Consider the following 19,295-nt stretch of genomic DNA (forward strand, 5'->3'; position numbering starts at 1 on the left):
CCCAGTGCGACACGGGAGGTCGCTATTGTGCAGAGCTTATGTGCTGTGAAGTTGCGGAGCCTCAGAAGCGCTCAGGCAGCGTTTGCTGGAAAGGCCATCAGCGGGGATAACAATGGTGCAGGCTTGGCATTGTGTAGCTTCCAAGCAAACCGTTGCAGCACTGATGAGCTTGTGAGCGCAAGCCCCGCTATGAATGGTTTGAAGCTAATATGGCAGCCGGAGGTAAGCTGAGAGGCTGACGCGCCTCGGTGGCGGATCAATCAAGCAGTTTCCTTCAAGTCGTTGAATTGCCGCCCAAACTCCCCATCCATGAACTTTGCGTTGTTTTGTGCGTTGCTATGTTAAGGTTTGCGTTGCTTGCGCGGTACAGCCGTTGCTGTGCGCGTTTGGGGGGAGCTTCGGCGTAAGCCGTGTCAGTGGGCCTAACCCCGTTAAGGTGCGCTTGGGGAGCTATCTTTGAAGTGCTCTAACAAGCGTCGAGCAGGATGAGACCGACTGCAGCTCAAACAGCACCGGAGTAACTGGGCAGGGGGATAGATTCGAGTGGTGGACGAAGTGAAAATAGATATCCCCTGCGTTTGGTGAAATCTGATGTTGGCTGGAGAAACACGTTATCCTCGGTAACGGACCGCAAATGGACGATACAACCGCTGTTCTTTCAAGAGTGGAATCTGCATTTGCATAAAGCGGGATAGTCTGTGACGCTGATTTCGTTTTGCCAACGGATTAACGCTGCTGTCGACAGAAGGTCGGTTTGTCCTTGTTGGTGTGATGAGAAAAGTCGGGCGCCTTAGGGCGTCCGAACAAGAAGAAAAACCATCATGAATCGAATACGTTGCATTATGCTTGGTATTTTCTGAATGCGATTAATTCGCGAGTTTCAGTTTACTCGTAGAAAATTGAGGTTTTTGAGAGATTGATACAGCTGCCGTTTGAAGAGGGGAGCACAGCCCACGCGCCAGCCTCGTAAAGGTGGGAGACAAGCTGTGGTTCTTCACTTGCAAACACTGCGATCTTATCGTCGTAACTCAGAATCCTGACTGAAGCCGGAAGCAGTTCCATCTGCAGGCTTTGCGGAAAGGGCACCGCCACTTCATCCGCGTTGCCAAAGAATGGCACGGCGAGCCCGATGGCCCCCCATGCTAAGCCGATGAGAACGAGGATAAGAGCTATATGCTTTGACTTGCGCAAATCAGAGTTCCGCTAGTAATCGTAAATATGCTCAACAACGACGCCTTGTTGCGCCAGCTCCTGAAGCGTCCGCGACAGAGCTGGAACCTTTGACTCTATCAACAATCTCTGCTGATTGCCCGTATTCCTCTCGGTTTCAGACAGGATAGAAGATGCTGACAAATTCGGTTTTTTTGCGGAACTTCCAGCAAGAACAGATATCAAAATGTCATCGTTGCCAGCAATCTCGTGGAACATGATGCCGTCTTGCGAAAGACGAAGCACCAGCTCAGTGAACTTGCGATACCGGGGCGTCTGGATGATGAGTTTATCATCAAGCTGCTGAACCACCTCCAGATCATACTCTGAAAGAAAATCTGCTCCGTAGGGACTGCTGATGACGGATTGCATGGTCAGTTCATCATGACCAACCGTATCCACCGCAGCCGCAATAGCTTTGGCGTACTGCGCCTTTGCCCACCACTCAAGATTTAGTGCAAACCACCGCTCCCAGCTCCGCACGCCATTATCGGTTGTTGCGGCGTTGAGTTTTTGACGTGCACCATCAAAGTCAAACCGATACCAGGGTGTCTGGTGGAGGAATTTGGCGTAGTCTGATGAAACGCTGTACTCAAGCCGGTCCTGCAAGGAGGCATTGTTCGTGCTGGTCGCTGCTGTCAGCCTGCCCAAAGTCTCTTCATAGGCCGCTTTCATCAGCATCTCGAAGGAGAAGCTAACCCCGATGGTGTAGATGGTGGCTTTGGTGTCAAACTGAGCCGCCCCCCGTGTATCCGCTTCACTCTTCAGCGCGCACAAACTGGACCAGAAGCTGCCAATGGCGTTCAGATAGTTGAATTCATGTGGCATGCCGTTTTCGAGTGTGGCGGCATAGTCCTCATAAGCATAAACAATGTGCCATTCCGGGTAAGTCAGAAAACTGCGGGCTTCCTCGCGCCTGTGAGCAGGCTCCAGCAGACTCTGGTAGTTATCGGCAACCTGCGGTGACGTGCAGGCCTGCTCCACGTATAAAATAGGCGCTGCAGCACCAACACCAATGACCAGAACCAGACATAAAACGCCGATGGAGAGCCGTTTAAGAAGCTTCACGTTGGCTCTCCCTTACAAACTTCTCACGTCCCCAAAAGCTTGCTGTCAGAGCGAAACCGCCGAGTGCAAAGTGTGGCAGGTTCGCAAGAATCTTCAGGCCGAGCGGGAAAGACTGGAAGCCGATCGTAAAGATCGCAAAATCCAAGTAACCAGACCCCGTCAGCAACCCGAACACAGCATCCGCCAAATACAGGGCGCCGAAGTAGCGCAGGAATATTCGCGATGCATTTTGTGAGATCAAAGCAGCAACAAGAGCCCATGTGGCACTTGCTCCATGAAGGCTGTCATCAAATAAATCCAGGGCAAAGATGCTGAAAACATACCCATTTTCATCAGGAATGCCGGGGATGTAGTTGAGCGATGTAACAGCGAAAAGGATCAGGGCATAAGCAAATGCAATTTTTCTATACATTCAAAGGCTCCTTGGCTGACATGTACGTATCCCAAAGCTGATTGGTAAACCGCATCTGAGGGTCGTATTTCTGCTTCAGCGCGATGAATCTTTGATGGTCAGGGTAGGCACGCTCAAACTGGTCCTGCGTTGCGTGCAGGCGGTAAGGCAGATAATAGGTTCCGCCAATTGCCAATGTGCGCTCGATAAGGGCGCGGGTCATCCTTGCCATATCCGCTTCGCCGCGCTTCGACTTCTCCTGAGAGAAAAGCATCACAGCCGCAATCCGGTCTGTTGGGGCAAAAGGCAATACACTCTGCGTGTCTTTGCGAACGTAGCGCAGGGTGATATTGAGCAATTCCTGATAGGAGGAAGGAATGACATCCTTACAGGCCTCTATAAACTCCGCAAACCGTGCAGGTTCAACAAAGTATTCGTGCAAGATATCCGTTCTGTTGGGGTCTTTATCATCCAGCGTAATAACTGGCTCATTGAGCAAGCTGTTGCGAGTAACGGGACCACTGCCCAATGAGGCGCCAATGCCAGTTTCAATATCCCAGCGCGTCCTTTTGATTGACTCAGAATGCAGCTGACCACGGAAAATATGTCGGGATGCCTTGCTGATAAAGCCAGAACCACTTGCCGCTGGCAAGTTTGATTGATCTTCATCTGGACGATAAACAATCAACAATGAATCTTCAAAGAAGCGATCAATATCAACGTTCATGCGGCCATAGGCCATCTGGATGGACGGATCTTCCGCAAGCACCTCTTGCATGCGCAAACCATATTCGGCAGAGGGCAATTCGATGAACTCGGGAAGCAACCGACTGTTCGGAACCATGTCCAGCTCCAGTTCGGTGATGATGCCAAAGAGCCCGTAACCACCCATGGCAGCGTTGAACAGCTCACTGTTCTCAGATGGGCTACAGCGCCGTGTCTGACCATCTGCAAGCACGATTTCCAAAGACCGAACCGTTGACCCGCACCCGGAAAACGGAACAGGCCAGCCGTGAGCATTAACGGAAAATGTGCTGGCCACGCCAAAGTCATTGTTGGACTGCATTACAGCAGGTGAAAAGCCATTTGCGTCCAGTTTTGTGATTACTTCATGCCACCGCACGCCACCTGAAACGGTGTAAGTTTTGCGCTCTGGGTGAAGCTCAATGGTCCCGCCATGCAATGAAAGGGCAGCCCCATTGGTTGGCAGAGACTGTCCACCCATTGAATGGCGGGCAACACTTGCCATCACAGGGTGATTTTCGTCGGCCGCCTGCTTCAATTGCGCTGACAGCTCTGTGCGCAGCGCATCGCTGGAAAGGCCGGAGAAGGTCTCGTGCTTTTTGACAGTTACTTGAGTGAGTTCGCCAGCGTCACTCAAAATAGTGTCAGCTACTTCATTTTGCGGATCTGCTGGGAGTGCGCCGCCATAGGACCGAGGGGAGGGTGAAAGAAAATGATACCCGGCAGCACCTGCAAATGCTGCGCCACCAAGAAGAAATGCTCTTCTACTGATTTTTCCCATAAATGCCTCTGCAATAATCAAATGAATATCCATCAGAGTTAGGGGGCGGTACCTGTAAATGCAACCGATTGTTGGTTTTACCTATGTGTTCTCCAATTATTGCTTGGCCAGGATTCAACGCTATGTTGGCCTCGTTTATCCGGGCAGTTATTGCTTGGCTCTTCGCTTGCTAGGCTTTCGCTATGCGCTCTGTGAAATGACTACATAACTAACTTACAACCAGCGGCGATGACGGAAGTCTTTGTCGATCAGATTGAACCCACAGTGGAGTGTGCAATCATAGCTTTTTGCGAATAGTGATGTGGGTGAGTTTTAAAGTAAGCCAGCATGACGGCCTCAGAAGAAGACCGCTTGCCAGGTCGCCGCTTCTCAAAAAGGCGGCAGTTTTCAGAGCGAGGGTCTGCAGGCTGTCGGCTTCTTCGGGGCAGTCGTGCTGGCTATGGGGAGTTCCAGTTGGGCACGCGATGAACGCTTAAAGCTGTCCGTGTTTTTCTGGTATTTCTGAACTGCCTTTTCCTGCTCTTATTTCACCTGCGAAAATTGGGGTTTTTTCGCAGGTGTCGTGATGCGCACACCCCTGCAAACAGGATTTAACTGGGACTCCACCACCTCAGGATTTGAATGTGGCCTTGATGAAAGCACCGACCTGCGCGAACTTTTCGCAAATTACCGGCATGGCAAAACCTAGTTTCTACGCAAACTTCGGCGGGAAAGAGGAATTCTTTCTCAGAACCTTGCAAAGATACGCGCAGGTCGTTGCTGAGCCACTTCTGCAAGCGCTATTGTCCGAAGATGTGTCGACACGGGCAGAGTTTCAAAGGCTACTTATGACAATCGCATCCACTGTGGCCACAAAGGGGGGCCGAGAGGATGCTTCATATCCGCCTGCTGTTTGGAATACACAGGCTTGCCAGAAAAACTACGCCATGTAAGCGATGAGCTGATGGAGCGTCGGCTTTCGGTTTTCTGTCAACGGCCGGAAGTTGCTAAAGAAAATGGTGAGATAGCACAGGACACCAGCGTGGTAGCGATGGCTGGTTTTTTATCTGGGCAGACCCTTGCGATCACCGGAAGGGCCCGTGCCGGGGCGGAGATGGACAGGCTGAGTGATTTCATCCAAGTCGCGCTCACGGTTTTCGACAAACACAATACTGTAAGCGATCCCTGAAGCCAGCGTAATAAGACGGGCGTATCTATCGTTTGCACCTTTCGCGGTGCCTCAACCCACGTTGTACTCATAGGGGCGGGTTTCGGTTATGAATTTGAAGCCAACTTTTTCCAAAATGGGTCGGCTCATGTTTGAAGCATCAACACTCAAATATTGAACGCCTCGTTCGTCTGCTTCCGCTGCACGGACGCCGAGCAAATTACGATAATATCCCTTACCTCTGGCAGCTTGAAGTGTGGAGCCACCCCACAAGCCCGCAAAAGGGCTTTCAGGTGTATAGGTTATCCAGGCAGATGAGACTGGGACTTCGTTTTCATAAGCAACGTAGATCGAAATTTGATCAGGTGTAGTCTGAATGCGTCTTATAAGGTCCTGTTTTAGGCCCGAAAAGTCAGTTCCCCAGACCTGCTCTGAGACCTGCACCGCATCCTTCACTCCAACTTCACTATCCACTCGCTGAATAGTGCTTCTGGTTGTTGCGCTATCAAGGCTCAGTTTGCCAACTTTGCAGAGCATGAAGGCCTCAGTGTCACCTGGGGTGAAACCTTGTGATACTAACTCTGCAGGCAAAGTTGCAGGTTCATCGGTTCCATAAACTTTCCATTCAAACGATTTTCCTCGTTTGGAAAAGTAATCAATCTCGTCCTGAACCGCTTGGTTGATGCTGTCTGCCGGGAACCGATACCCCGCGATATAAGAACCATATTCTTCGGTGGCGACCACCCGAATGGTATTGCGCGTATTTACTTTTTGCGCGTGGAGAGGATGGCATCCTTCACGCTCATGTCGATAATACAATTCCATCAATTCAGAAATAGTCATGCCGGTGCCTCGCCCAATCATACCGCATAGTTTGTGCCCGTTCTCATCAAGGCCTGTCGCAGGTTATCGGAAATTTGCGCGCTTCTATCAATGGTTGAGTTCATAGCGTCGCAAACATGGTGTGAGATGACCTCACCTGAAAAGCTCTCAGGGCAAAGCCTGAACGCGGCTATCTGCACTTTCAAAGCTATATTTGCTTAAGCCTGCCAATTTTCTGCACAGTTGCTGCCCATGCTGCCTGTTTCTTGCCCACCAATTATATGTGCCTTTTCCACACTCAACCTAACGCTACGAAAACATTGATGAATTCCATATGAGACGATCTGGCATGAATTCTGCTTAGAAGAGCGTACATAAAATTTTGCGTCCAACGAGGGGCGCTTTAGGCAAAGCCGCCAACCTGACTTACTCATTCCCTCACGCCCTGCGCTGAGTGACGAGACTGGTCAGTTGGCGGCTTTTTTTGTTCTGGCGGCGAGCTGGCACCAATGTATTTGAGGGCATCTGGACTATGACACCAACTAGGAAACGCAGTTTTAAATCAGCTTGTATCGCGGGGCTCTTGGTGGGCTCCAGTCTTGTTTCGCCAGCCATGGCTGAAATGCTGGATGTCGAAAAAGATGAACTCAAGCTAGGGTTTATCAAACTCACCGATATGGCGCCTCTCGCCGTAGCCTATGAACTTGGCTATTTTGAAGAGGAGGGCCTGTTTGTAACATTGGAGCCGCAGGCAAACTGGAAGGTGCTGCTGGACAGGGTCATCACCGGTGAGCTGGACGGCGCACATATGCTGGCAGGGCAACCACTTGCAGCAACAATCGGCTATGGCACCAAGGCGCATATTGTAACGCCGTTTTCCATGGACTTGAACGGCAACGGCATCACAGTTTCCAACGAAGTTTGGGACATGATGAAACCGCACATTCCCTCTGGCCCGGACGGGAAACCTGTTCACCCAATTAAAGCTGACGCTCTTAAGCCTGTGATTGAGCACTTCAAAGCTGAAGGCAAGCCCTTCAACATGGGGATGGTGTTCCCAGTGTCCACGCACAATTACGAGCTGCGGTATTGGCTTGCTGCGGGCGGCATCCATCCCGGGTTTTACGGTGAAACCGATGTTTCTGGCCAACTCCAAGCTGATGCGCTGCTTTCTGTAACGCCGCCACCACAAATGCCGTCAACGTTGGAAGCGGGGACGATCAACGGCTATTGCGTTGGGGAACCCTGGAACCAGCAAGCGGTGTTTAAAGGCATCGGTGTTCCGGTGGTAACAGACTACGAGATCTGGAAAAACAACCCGGAAAAAGTCTTCGGTCTTTCAAAAGCGTTTGTCGACGCAAACCCGAACACCACCCTTGCTCTGACCAAAGCGCTTATTCGTGCAGCAAAGTGGCTGGATGAGAATAACAATGCCAATCGTGCAGAAGCGGTCGAGATTTTGTCGCGCTCTGAATATGTGGGCGCTGATTATGAAGTCATTGCCAACTCTATGACTGGAACCTTTGAGTATGAAAAAGGTGATCAGCGGGCGGTTCCTGACTTCAACGTGTTCTATCGATATTACGCCACCTACCCGTATTACTCCGATGCTGTTTGGTACCTGACGCAGATGCGTCGCTGGGGACAGATTGCGCAATTCAAGCCAGACAGTTGGTATGACGAGACTGCCAGATCCGTCTATCGCCCTGACATTTACATCAAAGCCGCCGGTATGTTGCTTGAAGAAGGTCATGTTGCCGAAGAGGAGTTCCCGTGGGGGAGTGATGGCTACAAAGCGCCAACGCCAGCAGCGGACATTATTGATGGTGTGCCCTACGACGGCAAAACGCCCAACGCTTATTTGGAGAGCCTGAGCATCGGGCTCAAGTCCGGTGAGGTTGTTTCCGGGTCTTAAGTTCTTTTATGGCTGCGCTGCTCGCTGGCAGCGCGGTGCTTTCGAAAAATCAAAGAGTTTAGAATAATGGACACCTCACCATGAGCAATATTTCACAGGGGATTTCCGCTGATGGTTCAGCGGGCAAAGAGCGCTTCAAAGCGGTGCTGCGAAAGCTCTCTAATCTTTCACAAATTCTGGGGTTGGCCTGGTTCGTCCCGCTGTTTCGTCTGGGCGCTGGAGAGAACCCAAAGGAACAACTTGCAGAGTTAAATCGCACACTAGTGATTCCGCTGGTTGGCGTGCTGTTCTTCTTGTTTGTGTGGGGCGTGAGCGCCCCGCGCATTCAAACATCACTTGGCGCGATCCCCGGTCCGGTTCAGGTGTGGGAGCAGGCAGGCAACCTATGGGATGACCATGTGCGTGAGCGTGAAAAGGCAGAAGCATTTTATGCGCGCCAAGATGCACGCAATGCCAAGCTGGAAGCCGCCGGCCAGTCAGACAAGGTCAAGCACCGCAAATATACCGGGAAGCCGACTTATCTGGATCAGATACTGACGTCTTTGTTTACTGTTAGCCTTGGGTTTGTAATAGCGACCGCCGTTGCTGTGCCATTGGGCATTGCATCTGGCCTGTCGCGAACCGTCAATGGTGCTCTCAGCCCGCTTATTCAAATTTTCAAACCAGTCTCACCACTGGCATGGCTGCCAATCGTGACAATGATTATTTCGGCTGCCTACTCGGACCCTTGGAGCTTTATGCCCAAATCCTTGTTGGTGTCGGCAGTGACTGTAACGCTGTGCTCGTTGTGGCCCACGCTGATCAACACTGCGCTCGGCGTTGCCTCTATCGATAAAGACCTGATGAATGTTGGTCGCGTGCTTCAGCTCTCAACGCTGAAGACAATCACAAAGCTTGTTTTGCCTTCATCCTTGCCGCTGATTTTTACCGGCCTGCGCTTATCGCTCGGTGTTGGCTGGATGGTGCTGATCGCAGCCGAAATGCTGGCTCAAAACCCGGGCCTTGGCAAGTTTGTGTGGGATGAGTTCCAAAATGGATCCAGCCAGTCCTTAGCAAAGATCATAGTTGCCGTGCTTACCATCGGTCTGGTCGGCTTCATGCTCGACCGGGTGATGTATGCCTTGCAGAGCATCTTTAGCCACAACGCGAGCCGGTAGGGAGGAAACCATGACAATCCTCGAAATATCTGGCCTGACGAAGAGTTACGGCGAAGGTGATGACAAGCGGTGCGTGCTGCAAAATGTGAACCTTAAGGTGCAAGAAGGTGAATTTATTGCCATTGTCGGGTTTTCCGGCTCTGGCAAAACCACGCTGATTTCGGCTCTTGCAGGCCTGATTACCTCAGACAAAGGCGGCGTTATTTTTCGCGGTAAGGAAGTGGACAGTCCAGCTCCCGAACGTGGCGTAGTGTTCCAGTCTTACTCTTTGCTGCCATGGCTTACCGTTTCTCAAAACGTTCAGCTTGCAGTTGATAGCGTCTTTAAGGCCAAACGAAAATCAGAGCGGGCACAGATTTCTGATCACTACATTGAGATGGTGGGCCTGTCTCATGCCAGCGACCGGCGCCCGGCAGAGCTTTCGGGGGGGATGCGCCAGCGCGTGGCGGTTGCCAGAGCGCTTGCGATGCGACCAGACGTTTTGCTGATGGATGAGCCATTGTCTGCGCTGGATGCTCTGACACGGGCCAAGCTTCAAGATGAGTTTGCCGATATCTCTCAAAAGGAAGAGAAAACCATCATCCTTGTCACCAATGATGTGGACGAAGCTATTCTTCTGGCAGACCGTATTATTCCGCTCAAACCCGGCCCGAACGCGACCTTTGGGACGGAGTTTAAGGTCAACTTGCCCCGACCCCGTGACCGTGGAGCGATGAACTCTGACCCGGAATTTACGCGCTTGCGGGCAAAAGTAACGGAGTACCTGCTGAAGATCAGTCCGGGGCAAGATGCTGAGAACGAGACAGAACAGGTTAGCCTGCCCAATATCGTTCCGCTGGCGCCTAAGGTCAAAGCCAGCAAGGAGGAGTTGCCGGCGGCCTATAGGCGTGAGGCAGAAGCGATAAATGCAGACCGCTATCTGGAGCTCAGCCAGCTCACAAAAGTTTACCCGACCCCGCAAGGCCCACTGACGGTCGTCGATAACCTCTCCATGAATGTTAAAAAAGGGGAGTTTATCTCGCTGATTGGGCATTCAGGATGCGGAAAATCTACTGTTCTTTCAATGGTCTCTGGCCTGAATGATATCAGTGGCGGCGCCATTATTCTGGACGGTAAACACATTACCCAGGCAGGCCCTGATAAGGCCGTTGTCTTTCAGGCCCCCTCGCTGATGCCATGGCTGACAGCCTACGAAAACGTCGCCCTTGGGGTCGACAAGGTGTACCCAAATGCAACTGCAAATGAGCGTGATGATGTGGTGCGCTATTACCTTGCACGCGTTGGTCTTGCTCAGGCTGCTGATACGTTTGCAGCAGATCTTTCCAACGGAATGAAGCAGCGGGTCGGCATTGCAAGGGCATTTGCCCTTTCTCCTAAAGTGCTGCTGCTGGATGAGCCGTTTGGCATGCTGGACAGCCTTACCCGCTGGGAACTGCAAGACCTGCTGATGGATGTGTGGAAGCGCACACAGGTGACCGCCATTTGCGTAACTCATGATGTGGATGAGGCGATCTTGCTGGCGGACCGGGTGGTGATGATGTCCAACGGGCCAAATGCCACCATCGGCAACATCATGGACGTGGACCTTCCGCGCCCACGCAGCCGCAAAGCCTTGCTCGATCACCCGGATTACTACGCCTACCGCGAGGAACTACTTGATTTCCTTGAGGCCTATGAGGGCGGCGCAAATCCGAGCGAAGAGCAGCTGCAATCTATCCAGCACAAACGCGCCGTGCGCCTCGCTCGCCAAAAGGCCAGCGTTGATGCGGCAGAATGAGGGCACGAAAACATGACAAAGAAACTAATAGTTATCGGTAATGGCATGGCCCCGGGGCGCATGCTGGAAAAGTTGGTGGAGGCAGATGCTTCTGCCTATGACATCACAATTTTTAATGCCGAACCACGGGTAAACTACAACCGCCTGATGCTTTCACCGGTGCTCTCTGGTGAGAAAACCTATCGAGATATCATCACCCATGATGATGCGTGGTACGCCAGCCATGGGATCACCCTGCAAAAGGGTGAAAAAATCACTTCAGTTGACCGTGACGCCAAAACAGTCACGAGCGCAGGTGGCATCACCGCATCCTATGACAAACTTGTAATCGCAACCGGCTCTTCACCCTTCATCATACCGGTGGAAGGACATGAGCTGGAAGGCGTGCTGGTTTACCGCGATCTCGATGATGTGGACGCGATGCTGAGCGCAGCCAAATCAGGCGGGCGCGCGGTCGTCATTGGGGGTGGTCTGCTGGGTCTGGAAGCTGCAGCCGGGCTGAAAGAGCAGGGCATGGATGTAACCGTGTTGCACCTCATGCCAACACTGATGGAACGCCAGCTCGACGAGGCCTCAGGGCACCTACTGGAAAAGGCCTTCAAAGATCGTGGTGTTGATGTGCTGACCAAAGCCAACACCAAACGCATTCTGGGAAGCTCAGGCAGGGTCACCGGGGTTGAGCTGGAAGACGGTGTGATCATCGATGCAGCAATCGTGGTTATGGCTGTCGGCATTCGCCCCTCCACCCAACTGGCAAAAGCAGCGGGTCTGGATGTTAAGCGCGGGATTGTGGTTGCAGATGATATGCGCACATCAGACCCGGACATCTTCGCTCTGGGCGAATGTGTAGAGCACAATGGCCACTGTTATGGCCTTGTTGCGCCCTTGTACGACATGGCGACCGTCATCAGCCAAAATCTGCTTGATGGCAGCGCTCTTTACGAAGGCTCTGTCACTGCAACCAAGTTGAAAGTCACCGGGATCGACCTTTACTCTGCAGGAGACTTTGCGCAAGGAGAAGGCCGTGAGGAAATCGTCCTGCGAGATGCCACTGCAGGCGTTTATAAGCGGTTGGTCTTGCAGGAGAACCGCATAGTTGGCGCAGTGCTGTATGGGGAGACCTCTGACGGTCCCTGGTTCTTTGATCTTTTAAAAAAGGGCAAAGACGTCAGCGAAATGCGGGACACGCTGATTTTCGGGCAGGCCTTCCAAGGGGGTACTCCGCTGGACCCCTCAGCAGCCGTTGCAGCCTTACCGGATGACGCAGAAATCTGCGGTTGCAATGGCATTTGTAAAAGCACCATCACTTCTGCCATCACCTCAAAGGGCCTGACGACACTAGAGGAGGTTCGCACTCATACCAAAGCCAGCGCCTCTTGCGGCAGCTGTACCGGATTGGTGGAACAGCTTATGGCGGCAACGCTGGGCGCTGCGTATAGCCCGGCTGCAATTACACCGGTGTGTGGTTGCACAGACCTTGGTCACGACGAGGTCCGCCGTTTAATCCTTGCCAAAGAGCTGAAGAGCATTCCGCAGGTCATGCAAGAGCTGGAATGGAAGACCTCATGTGGCTGTGCCAAATGCCGACCGGCTCTGAATTACTATCTGGTCTGCGATTGGCCAGAAGAATACGCCGATGACTACCAGTCCCGCTATATCAACGAGCGCGTTCACGCCAATATCCAAAAGGACGGCACGTATTCTGTGGTGCCACGCATGTGGGGCGGAATGACCAGTTCTGCTGAGCTGCGTGCAATTGCGGATGTGGTTGATAAATATGACATTCCGAGTGTGAAGTGCACGGGTGGACAGCGCATTGATATGCTGGGTGTGAAAAAGGAAGACCTCCCGTTAATTTGGGAAGATCTTGGCAAAGTCGGCTTTGTGTCCGGCCATGCTTACGCCAAGGGCTTGCGCACGGTGAAAACCTGTGTCGGGACAGATTGGTGCCGCTTTGGCACTCAGGATTCCACTGGGTTTGGCATCCGGCTTGAGAAATTCATGTGGGGGTCATGGACCCCGGCCAAGCTAAAACTGGCAGTCTCTGGTTGCCCGCGAAACTGCTCGGAAGCCACCTGCAAGGACATTGGCATCATCTGCGTTGACAGTGGCTTTGAAATCCACTTTGGCGGTGCTGCGGGCTTGGAAATTCAGGGCACACAGGTGCTCGGCACGCTTCCTACTGAAGATGAAACTCTGGAACACGTGGTCGCTTTAACTCAGATGTACCGCGAGCAGGGGCGTTATCTGGAGCGCATCTATAAATGGGCTGATCGTATCGGATATGAGGAAATCCGGCGTCAGATCATGGAGGACGCCGATAAGCGCAAACATTACTTTGATCGCTTTGTTGCCTCCCAGAAAGTTGCTCAGGTCGACCCGTGGAGTGAGCGCGTTTCCGGCAAAGACAAGCACGAATTTAACCCGATGAAAACCTTAGAGATGGAGGCCGCGGAATGAACGCCAATATCAAAACCTGGATTGAAGTCGGGTGCTTAGAGGATATTCCCCGCAATGGTGCAAGGTGCGTCAAGAACGGGGAAATGACCATCGCAGTATTCCGCACAGCACGCGATGAGGTCTTCGCTTTGGAAGACAAATGCCCTCACAAAAAAGGGCCGTTAAGTCAGGGGATCGTGCACGATAATTGCGTCACTTGCCCCCTGCACAACTGGGTGATCTCCCTGAGGAGTGGCAGCGCTCAAGGGGCCGATGAAGGTCATACCCAAGCTTTCCCAGTGAAGCTTGAAGGCAACGTTGTCTTTATCGACCTGTCTTTCTCCAAAACGACTGGCTGAATCAGGATTCAGCGGAAAGGATACTTATGTCCTACGTCACGCCACGAGAATTCGCCACCAAGATGATTGATGCAGGCGAAGCCAAAATTTTTATGTCGACCAAAGACACGCTTATTCGAGCGTATATGGCAGGTGCAATCTTGGCACTTGCGGCAGCTTTCGCTGTAACTGTTGCGGTCAATACTGGCCAGTTTTTAGTTGGCGCCCTCCTTTTCCCGGTGGGCTTCAGCATGCTCTATTTGCTCGGCTTTGACCTTCTGACCGGGGTCTTCACGTTATGTCCTCTCGCTTGGTTTGATAAACGCCCAGGCGTTACTGTCAAAGGCATTTTGCGCAACTGGGGCCTGGTATTTATGGGGAACCTGGGTGGTGCAATCACCGTTGCCATTTTCATGGCGATTATTTTCACGACCGGTTTCACCCATGAGCCGAACGCCGTTGGCTTGAAAATCGGACTAATCGGAGAAAGCCGCACAGTCGGGTACGCCGAAGCTGGTGGGGCTGGCATGCTCACTCTCTTTGTACGTGCGGTGATGTGCAACTGGATGGTATCGACGGGCGTTGTCGCGGCCATGATGTCCACCACGGTCTCCGGCAAGGTCATCGCAATGTGGATGCCAATTCTGGTGTTCTTCTACCTGGGCTTTGAGCACTCTATCGTCAACATGTTCCTGTTCCCATCCGGCCTGATGTTGGGCGGCGACTTCACCCTGATGGACTACATTTTCTGGAATGAACTGCCGACGGTAATTGGCAACCTCGTAGGCGGCCTGACCTTTGTTGGCGCGATGATCTACGCCACCCATTACAAGCCTTCCAAGCAACAGGAGCTGATAACAGACCCCGTATCATCTGTAGGTGTTGCGGCTGAATAAGGCCACACCTCCTGCCAGAAAGGGCTGGCAGGAGGTGTGTCGAAACCAAGGTTAGAGCCGTTTGATGCGTGCAAATTGCTCTAACCACCAACTTATGCAGCTGGGTGACGACCAGATTACGAGGGAGATGCATCATGCAAGAAGCGCGAGTAGTCAAGACAACCTGTCCGTACTGTGGGGTTGGGTGCGGGGTCCTTGCAACGCAAATGGAGGATGGCTCTGTAGAGGTTAAAGGCGACCCGGATCACCCGTCGAATTTCGGTAAGCTTTGCTCCAAAGGTGCAGCTCTTGGCGAAACGCTGGGGCTGGAAACCCGGCTGCTTTTCCCGCAAATACGGGGCAAACGGGCAAGCTGGGATGATGCTCTTTCGCTTGTTGCAGATCGTTTCAGCTCGGCAATCAGGCAGTACGGGCCAGACAGTGTCGCCTTTTATGTTTCCGGGCAAATTCTGACAGAGGATTACTACGTCGCAAACAAGCTGATGAAGGGGTTTTTGGGCTCAGCCAATATTGACACCAACTCACGGCTTTGCATGGCCTCCTCTGTTGCTGGGCACAAACGTGCGTTTGGCGCTGACACCGTGCCATGTTCCTATGAAGACCTTGAGGATGCGGATCTGCTGGTTCTGGTGGGAAGCAATCTGGCTTGGTGCCATCCCGTGTTGCAAAGGCGCATTGAAGATGCTCGCAAAAGCCGGCCCCATATGAAGGTTGTTGTGATTGATCCCAGAGAGACCGCAAGTTCAGACGGAGCGGACCTGCACCTTGCCATCGCTCCAGATGGAGACGTTGCCCTGTTTAGCGGATTGCTGGCGTATTTGAGCAAGGCAGGTGTCGTAAACCATGAGTATGTAAGGGATCATACAGCAGGATTTGTTGAGGCCTTGAATGAGGCTCAGCGATGGGAGGAGGCAAGCCTGGTGGAAGCGACAGGCCTGAGTGCAGGTCAGTTACACCAGTTCTATGACCTGTTTGCGCGCACGAGCAAAACCGTCACGCTGTACAGCCAGGGGGTCAACCAGTCGGTCAGCGGGACCGATAAAGTCAACGCCATTCTTAATTGTCATCTGGCCACTGGCCGTATTGGCCAAAATGGCATGGGGCCATTTTCGATCACCGGCCAACCCAATGCCATGGGCGGGCGTGAAGTCGGCGGCCTCGCCAACACGCTTGCCGCGCATATGGAGCTGGACAATACAGAGCATCGCTCACTTGTTAAGCAGTTCTGGAAAGCGCCAGCGCTTGCACCCAAGCAAGGCATGAAAGCTGTCGAGCTGTTTGATGCAGTGGCAAGTGGACGTATTAAAGCACTTTGGATTATGGGCACCAATCCAGCCGATAGCTTGCCAAATGCAGGCAAGGTGGAAGCCGCGCTCGCAAGCTGCCCGTTTGTTGTGGTTTCTGAGGTGGTGAAGCAAACAGACACCAGCCGCCATGCTCATGTCCTGTTACCCTCTGCTGCATGGGGTGAAAAAAGTGGGACGGTGACAAACTCCGAGCGCCGAATATCACGCCAACGGCCATTTTTGCCCATGCCAGGAGAGGCCAAACCAGACTATTGGCAATTTGCACAGGTGGCTCGGCGTATGGGGTTTCGTCAGGCCTTTGACTATGGCGGACCCGACGCAGTGTTTCGCGAACATGCAACCCTTTCGTCTTTTGCAAATGCTGGCGCACGTGATTTCGACATCGGTGCGTATGCAGACATCACAGCAGAGGCCTATGCAGAGCTATCACCGTTTCAATGGCCAGCTCCAAGCGAAGGCAATGTAAACCCACGCCACTTCTTTGCCGAGGGCGGCTTTTATCATGCAGATAAAAAGGCACGCTTCATACCGCTCAAACGCAAGGATCACCTGCCAGCGCGCAAATCAGGTCAAACGAAATACGCGTCCACTGTCAGGTTAAATACAGGCAGAATTCGCGATCAATGGCACACTATGTCCCGCACCGGTCTCTCTGCACGTCTGTCTGCTCATTCTGCTGAGCCGTTTTTGGAGATCTCTCCGCAAGATGCCGAGGATGCCGGTCTACAACAAGCTGATATTGCTCAGGTCACCAGTCCGCATGGGAGCGTGCTCCTGCGTGTGGTGGTCACATCCCGTCAGAAAACGGGTGCGGTCTTTGCACCACTCCATTGGACAGATCAATTTGCAACAAACGCACGTATTGACAGGTTAGTGACAGCAGATTTGGACCCGTTTTCTGGTCAACCTGCATATAAACACACTGATGTTTCGATTTCTCCTTTTAACGCAGTTGTTTATGGCTTTGCAGTCACCCGAAACAAGCCAAGTCTTAAGGGGCTGGATTATGCTGCCGCTGTGCGTTGTGATGGTGGTTGGCGTATGGACTTTGCCCATGGGTCTTATCTGGATCAAAGCGCATTGCTCAAACATCTCAGGGCACCTCAAAAAAATTCCGGTCATTGGAGCGAGTATCGCCAAAGCGGCGACGCTTACCGAGCTGCGTGTTTTGATGAAGATGGTTTGGTGGTCGCCTGCCTAACCTCTGCAAAGCCGGTGTCGCTTTCACGCTCTCATCTGGTTTCCCTATTAGCAAAAGAGGAGTGGTCGCAACAAGATCGCCTTTCTGTTCTAGCTGGTTTCCCATCTGCAACCCAGCCTTCCAAAGGTGCAATTGTTTGTGCCTGCATGAATGTGGGTGTCAACGAAATCGGCAAGGCGATAGCTGAAGGCGCGCATTGTGTTGATTCTGTTGCAGAAATCACAATGGCTGGTACCAACTGCGGCTCATGTCGCACTGAAATTGAAAGGATGCTGCATGGTCAGTTCCAGCAAGCGGCACAATAAGCCAGCCAGAATCTCTCGTATTGAGAAACTTTCAGTTCTACCGGTCTTCTTCAATTTGCAGGGCAAGCAAGTTTTGATCATTGGGGGAAGCAATGGTGCTTACTGGAAGTCAGAATTGTTAGCAGCAGCCGGTGCAAACCTGCAAGTTATTGCCCCAGCAGACCATATAGCAGAGGACTTTCGCCAGTATTTGGAAGTTGCCGACAAGAACCACGTCATGTGGGAGGATCGCAACTGGGAGAGCGAAGACCTGAAAGGGAAATCTCTTGCAGTTGCTGATTTAGAAGAGCTGCAAGAGATCGAGCGCTTTAAACAAGCTGCAAAGCAACATGCTTGTCCGTCCAACCTGATTGATAAACCGGAGTATTGTGATTTTCAGTTTGGGTCCATCGTCAGTCGCGGGCCTTGTGTGGTGGGGATCTCAACCAGCGGGGTTGCGCCAGTTCTTGGTCAAAGCATCCGGCTGCGCATTCAGGCCTTGCTTCCGCAGTGGCTTGAGCAATGGGGAGAGTTGGCACAACGTATTCGCCCGCAAGTGATGAGGCGTTTTGTCAGCGGCGTTGACCGTCGGAGATTTTGGCAGAAATTCTCAGAAAAAGCATGGGACAGCGCGCCCAGCCAATCAACCATCCATGGCATTTATGGGCAGTTAAAAGAAGAGGGGCAAGGCGAACAGGAAAACCAGAACAACCTCCTGTATTTTCGAAAGAAAACACGCTCTGAAGTGAGTGAGGGGGCCTCTGTTGTTGAGGTGTCCCAGCTCGGTGCTGACTATTTGACACTACGCGATTTACGCCTCTTGCAATCCGCCAGCCGCATTGTCAGCGCGCCAGATGTTCCCGAAGCCGTCCTTCGGCTTGCACGTCGTGAGGCATTGCACCAAACGCTGGAAAACGACCAGCGTGTGAAGGCAGGTGACGAGAAAGGGTGCGTTCTTGTGCGAATGAAGAGCGATAGCTTGCAACAAAACTCGGTCGGGTAGGGCCCTTTGAAAGTTGCGTGCGCCCACAGCCCAGGGCACACAAGGGCTAAAGGTGGTGCACGTGCTGATAGCCGACTAAAGCAGTTGCGAGGCAGTAATGATGCTGTTTGCGACTTCCACTATCTTTTGATTCTGGTTCATCGCAGTCTTGCGCAGGGCTGCATAAGCTTGGCCTTCAGAGATGCTTCGACTTTTCATGAGAATAAGCTTTGCGCGGTCAATGCTTTTCTGGCTCTGCAACTGCTCTCTGGCATTTTCCAACTCATCCTCTAAGCACAAGTTGGCATTAAATCGCGCAAGTGCCAGATCAACCACACTCGCGAGCCTGTCCTGATGCAAGCCGTCCACGATAAACGCGGAAACTTTGGCGTCCACAGCTGCTTGAATTGATGCAGGCTCCGCCTCGTCCACGAACATGACAACGGGAAGCTTTAGGGAATGAACGAGCCGCAGCACACTGTTCAGCTCCGAGCCGCTTGGTACTCCAAGACTAAAGATGACCATATCCGGGTGCAGCTCTAAGATAACACGCGCAATGCCATCCAGCGCGCAAGCTGTCATCACACAGTTATAACCGGCACCCTCTAATCCAGCCTGAATTGTGCGCTGTCGGGCCACATCGTCGTCAACGACCAAAATATCAAGTTGCTCTGTTTTCATGATATCTATTTTTGCATGCAGGCTTTAGATCCGCAATTTATGCGACGAGCATATTTTGAGCATACAACCTCAAGAATTGCCAATAATGCTTGCAACTGCCCCAAAGTTAAGCGCTGACGTCACCCCGCGTGTGTTTCACAGCGTGCCTGCTACACG

General features: G+C 52.4%; 17 protein-coding genes. 11 read left to right on the plus strand and 6 right to left on the minus strand.

Translation table 11 applies throughout. The features are described from left to right. Positions 1–231: hypothetical protein (locus BMZ51_RS24285; RefSeq protein WP_208979385.1), on the plus strand; the 231-nt coding region annotated here is incomplete at its 5' end. A gap of 654 nt (positions 232–885) precedes the next feature. Here the strand turns inward: BMZ51_RS24285 and BMZ51_RS08485 are convergent. From BMZ51_RS08485 to BMZ51_RS08500, 4 genes are read right to left on the minus strand one after another with little or no spacing between them, the layout of a single operon-like run. After that, the gene (locus BMZ51_RS08485; RefSeq protein WP_068000774.1) at positions 886–1,191 is read right to left on the minus strand and encodes a hypothetical protein; all 306 of its coding nucleotides are present in this window, start codon (positions 1,189–1,191) and stop codon (positions 886–888) included. A 12-nt stretch (positions 1,192–1,203) separates the two neighbouring features. Then, complete coding sequence (locus BMZ51_RS08490; protein ID WP_068000771.1) at positions 1,204–2,277, minus strand: hypothetical protein; 1,074 nt, start codon at positions 2,275–2,277, stop codon at positions 1,204–1,206. Next, a complete protein-coding gene (locus tag BMZ51_RS08495; RefSeq protein ID WP_068000768.1) occupies positions 2,264–2,689 on the minus strand; it encodes a hypothetical protein in 426 nt (141 codons plus the stop codon). Before BMZ51_RS08495 ends, BMZ51_RS08490 begins: the two co-directional genes overlap by 14 nt. After that, positions 2,682–4,193, minus strand: a complete 1,512-nt coding sequence (locus tag BMZ51_RS08500; RefSeq protein WP_068000861.1) for an FAD-binding oxidoreductase — start codon at positions 4,191–4,193, stop codon at positions 2,682–2,684. Before BMZ51_RS08500 ends, BMZ51_RS08495 begins: the two co-directional genes overlap by 8 nt. A 632-nt stretch (positions 4,194–4,825) precedes the next feature. Between BMZ51_RS08500 and BMZ51_RS08505 the strand changes: the two genes are divergently transcribed. Next, positions 4,826–5,125 (plus strand): TetR/AcrR family transcriptional regulator, encoded by a 300-nt coding sequence (locus BMZ51_RS08505; RefSeq protein WP_139201362.1) that lies wholly within the window; start codon positions 4,826–4,828, stop codon positions 5,123–5,125. Continuing rightward, a complete protein-coding gene (locus tag BMZ51_RS08510; protein WP_476748451.1) occupies positions 5,086–5,361 on the plus strand; it encodes a hypothetical protein in 276 nt (91 codons plus the stop codon). Before BMZ51_RS08505 ends, BMZ51_RS08510 begins: the two co-directional genes overlap by 40 nt. Before the next feature lie 51 nt (positions 5,362–5,412). Here BMZ51_RS08510 and BMZ51_RS08515 read toward each other — a convergent pair whose 3' ends face one another. Further along, positions 5,413–6,183, minus strand: a complete 771-nt coding sequence (locus tag BMZ51_RS08515) for a GNAT family protein (protein WP_074882019.1) — start codon at positions 6,181–6,183, stop codon at positions 5,413–5,415. 592 nt (positions 6,184–6,775) lie between these two features. Between BMZ51_RS08515 and BMZ51_RS08520 the strand changes: the two genes are divergently transcribed. The 8 genes from BMZ51_RS08520 (at position 6,776) to BMZ51_RS08555 (ending at position 18,479) form a co-directional block, all read left to right on the plus strand. Next, complete coding sequence (locus BMZ51_RS08520) at positions 6,776–8,077, plus strand: CmpA/NrtA family ABC transporter substrate-binding protein (protein ID WP_244271352.1); 1,302 nt, start codon at positions 6,776–6,778, stop codon at positions 8,075–8,077. Between the two features lie 80 nt (positions 8,078–8,157). Then, the gene (locus BMZ51_RS08525) at positions 8,158–9,234 is read left to right on the plus strand and encodes an ABC transporter permease (RefSeq protein WP_068000751.1); all 1,077 of its coding nucleotides are present in this window, start codon (positions 8,158–8,160) and stop codon (positions 9,232–9,234) included. A gap of 10 nt (positions 9,235–9,244) precedes the next feature. Then, positions 9,245–11,011 (plus strand): ABC transporter ATP-binding protein, encoded by a 1,767-nt coding sequence (locus tag BMZ51_RS08530; protein ID WP_068000748.1) that lies wholly within the window; start codon positions 9,245–9,247, stop codon positions 11,009–11,011. Between the two features lie 12 nt (positions 11,012–11,023). Next, complete coding sequence (gene nirB / locus BMZ51_RS08535; RefSeq protein ID WP_068000744.1) at positions 11,024–13,471, plus strand: nitrite reductase large subunit NirB; 2,448 nt, start codon at positions 11,024–11,026, stop codon at positions 13,469–13,471. Continuing rightward, positions 13,468–13,809, plus strand: a complete 342-nt coding sequence (nirD, locus tag BMZ51_RS08540) for a nitrite reductase small subunit NirD (protein WP_068000740.1) — start codon at positions 13,468–13,470, stop codon at positions 13,807–13,809. Before nirB ends, nirD begins: the two co-directional genes overlap by 4 nt. A 26-nt stretch (positions 13,810–13,835) precedes the next feature. Next, the gene (locus BMZ51_RS08545) at positions 13,836–14,684 is read left to right on the plus strand and encodes a formate/nitrite transporter family protein (protein ID WP_068000739.1); all 849 of its coding nucleotides are present in this window, start codon (positions 13,836–13,838) and stop codon (positions 14,682–14,684) included. Positions 14,685–14,818: 134 nt separating this feature from the next. Further along, complete coding sequence (locus tag BMZ51_RS08550; protein WP_068000735.1) at positions 14,819–17,497, plus strand: nitrate reductase; 2,679 nt, start codon at positions 14,819–14,821, stop codon at positions 17,495–17,497. After that, positions 17,469–18,479: a precorrin-2 dehydrogenase/sirohydrochlorin ferrochelatase family protein gene (locus tag BMZ51_RS08555; RefSeq protein WP_068000732.1), complete on the plus strand. Its 1,011-nt coding sequence runs from the start codon at positions 17,469–17,471 to the stop codon at positions 18,477–18,479. Before BMZ51_RS08550 ends, BMZ51_RS08555 begins: the two co-directional genes overlap by 29 nt. Positions 18,480–18,554: 75 nt before the next feature. On the opposite strand, the gene BMZ51_RS08560 is transcribed toward BMZ51_RS08555, so the two are convergent. Beyond that, a complete protein-coding gene (locus BMZ51_RS08560; RefSeq protein WP_068000727.1) occupies positions 18,555–19,139 on the minus strand; it encodes an ANTAR domain-containing response regulator in 585 nt (194 codons plus the stop codon). Positions 19,140–19,295: the final 156 nt, after the last annotated feature.

This window comes from Pseudovibrio axinellae (genome assembly GCF_900110875.1).
Lineage (GTDB): Bacteria > Pseudomonadota > Alphaproteobacteria > Rhizobiales > Stappiaceae > Pseudovibrio > Pseudovibrio axinellae.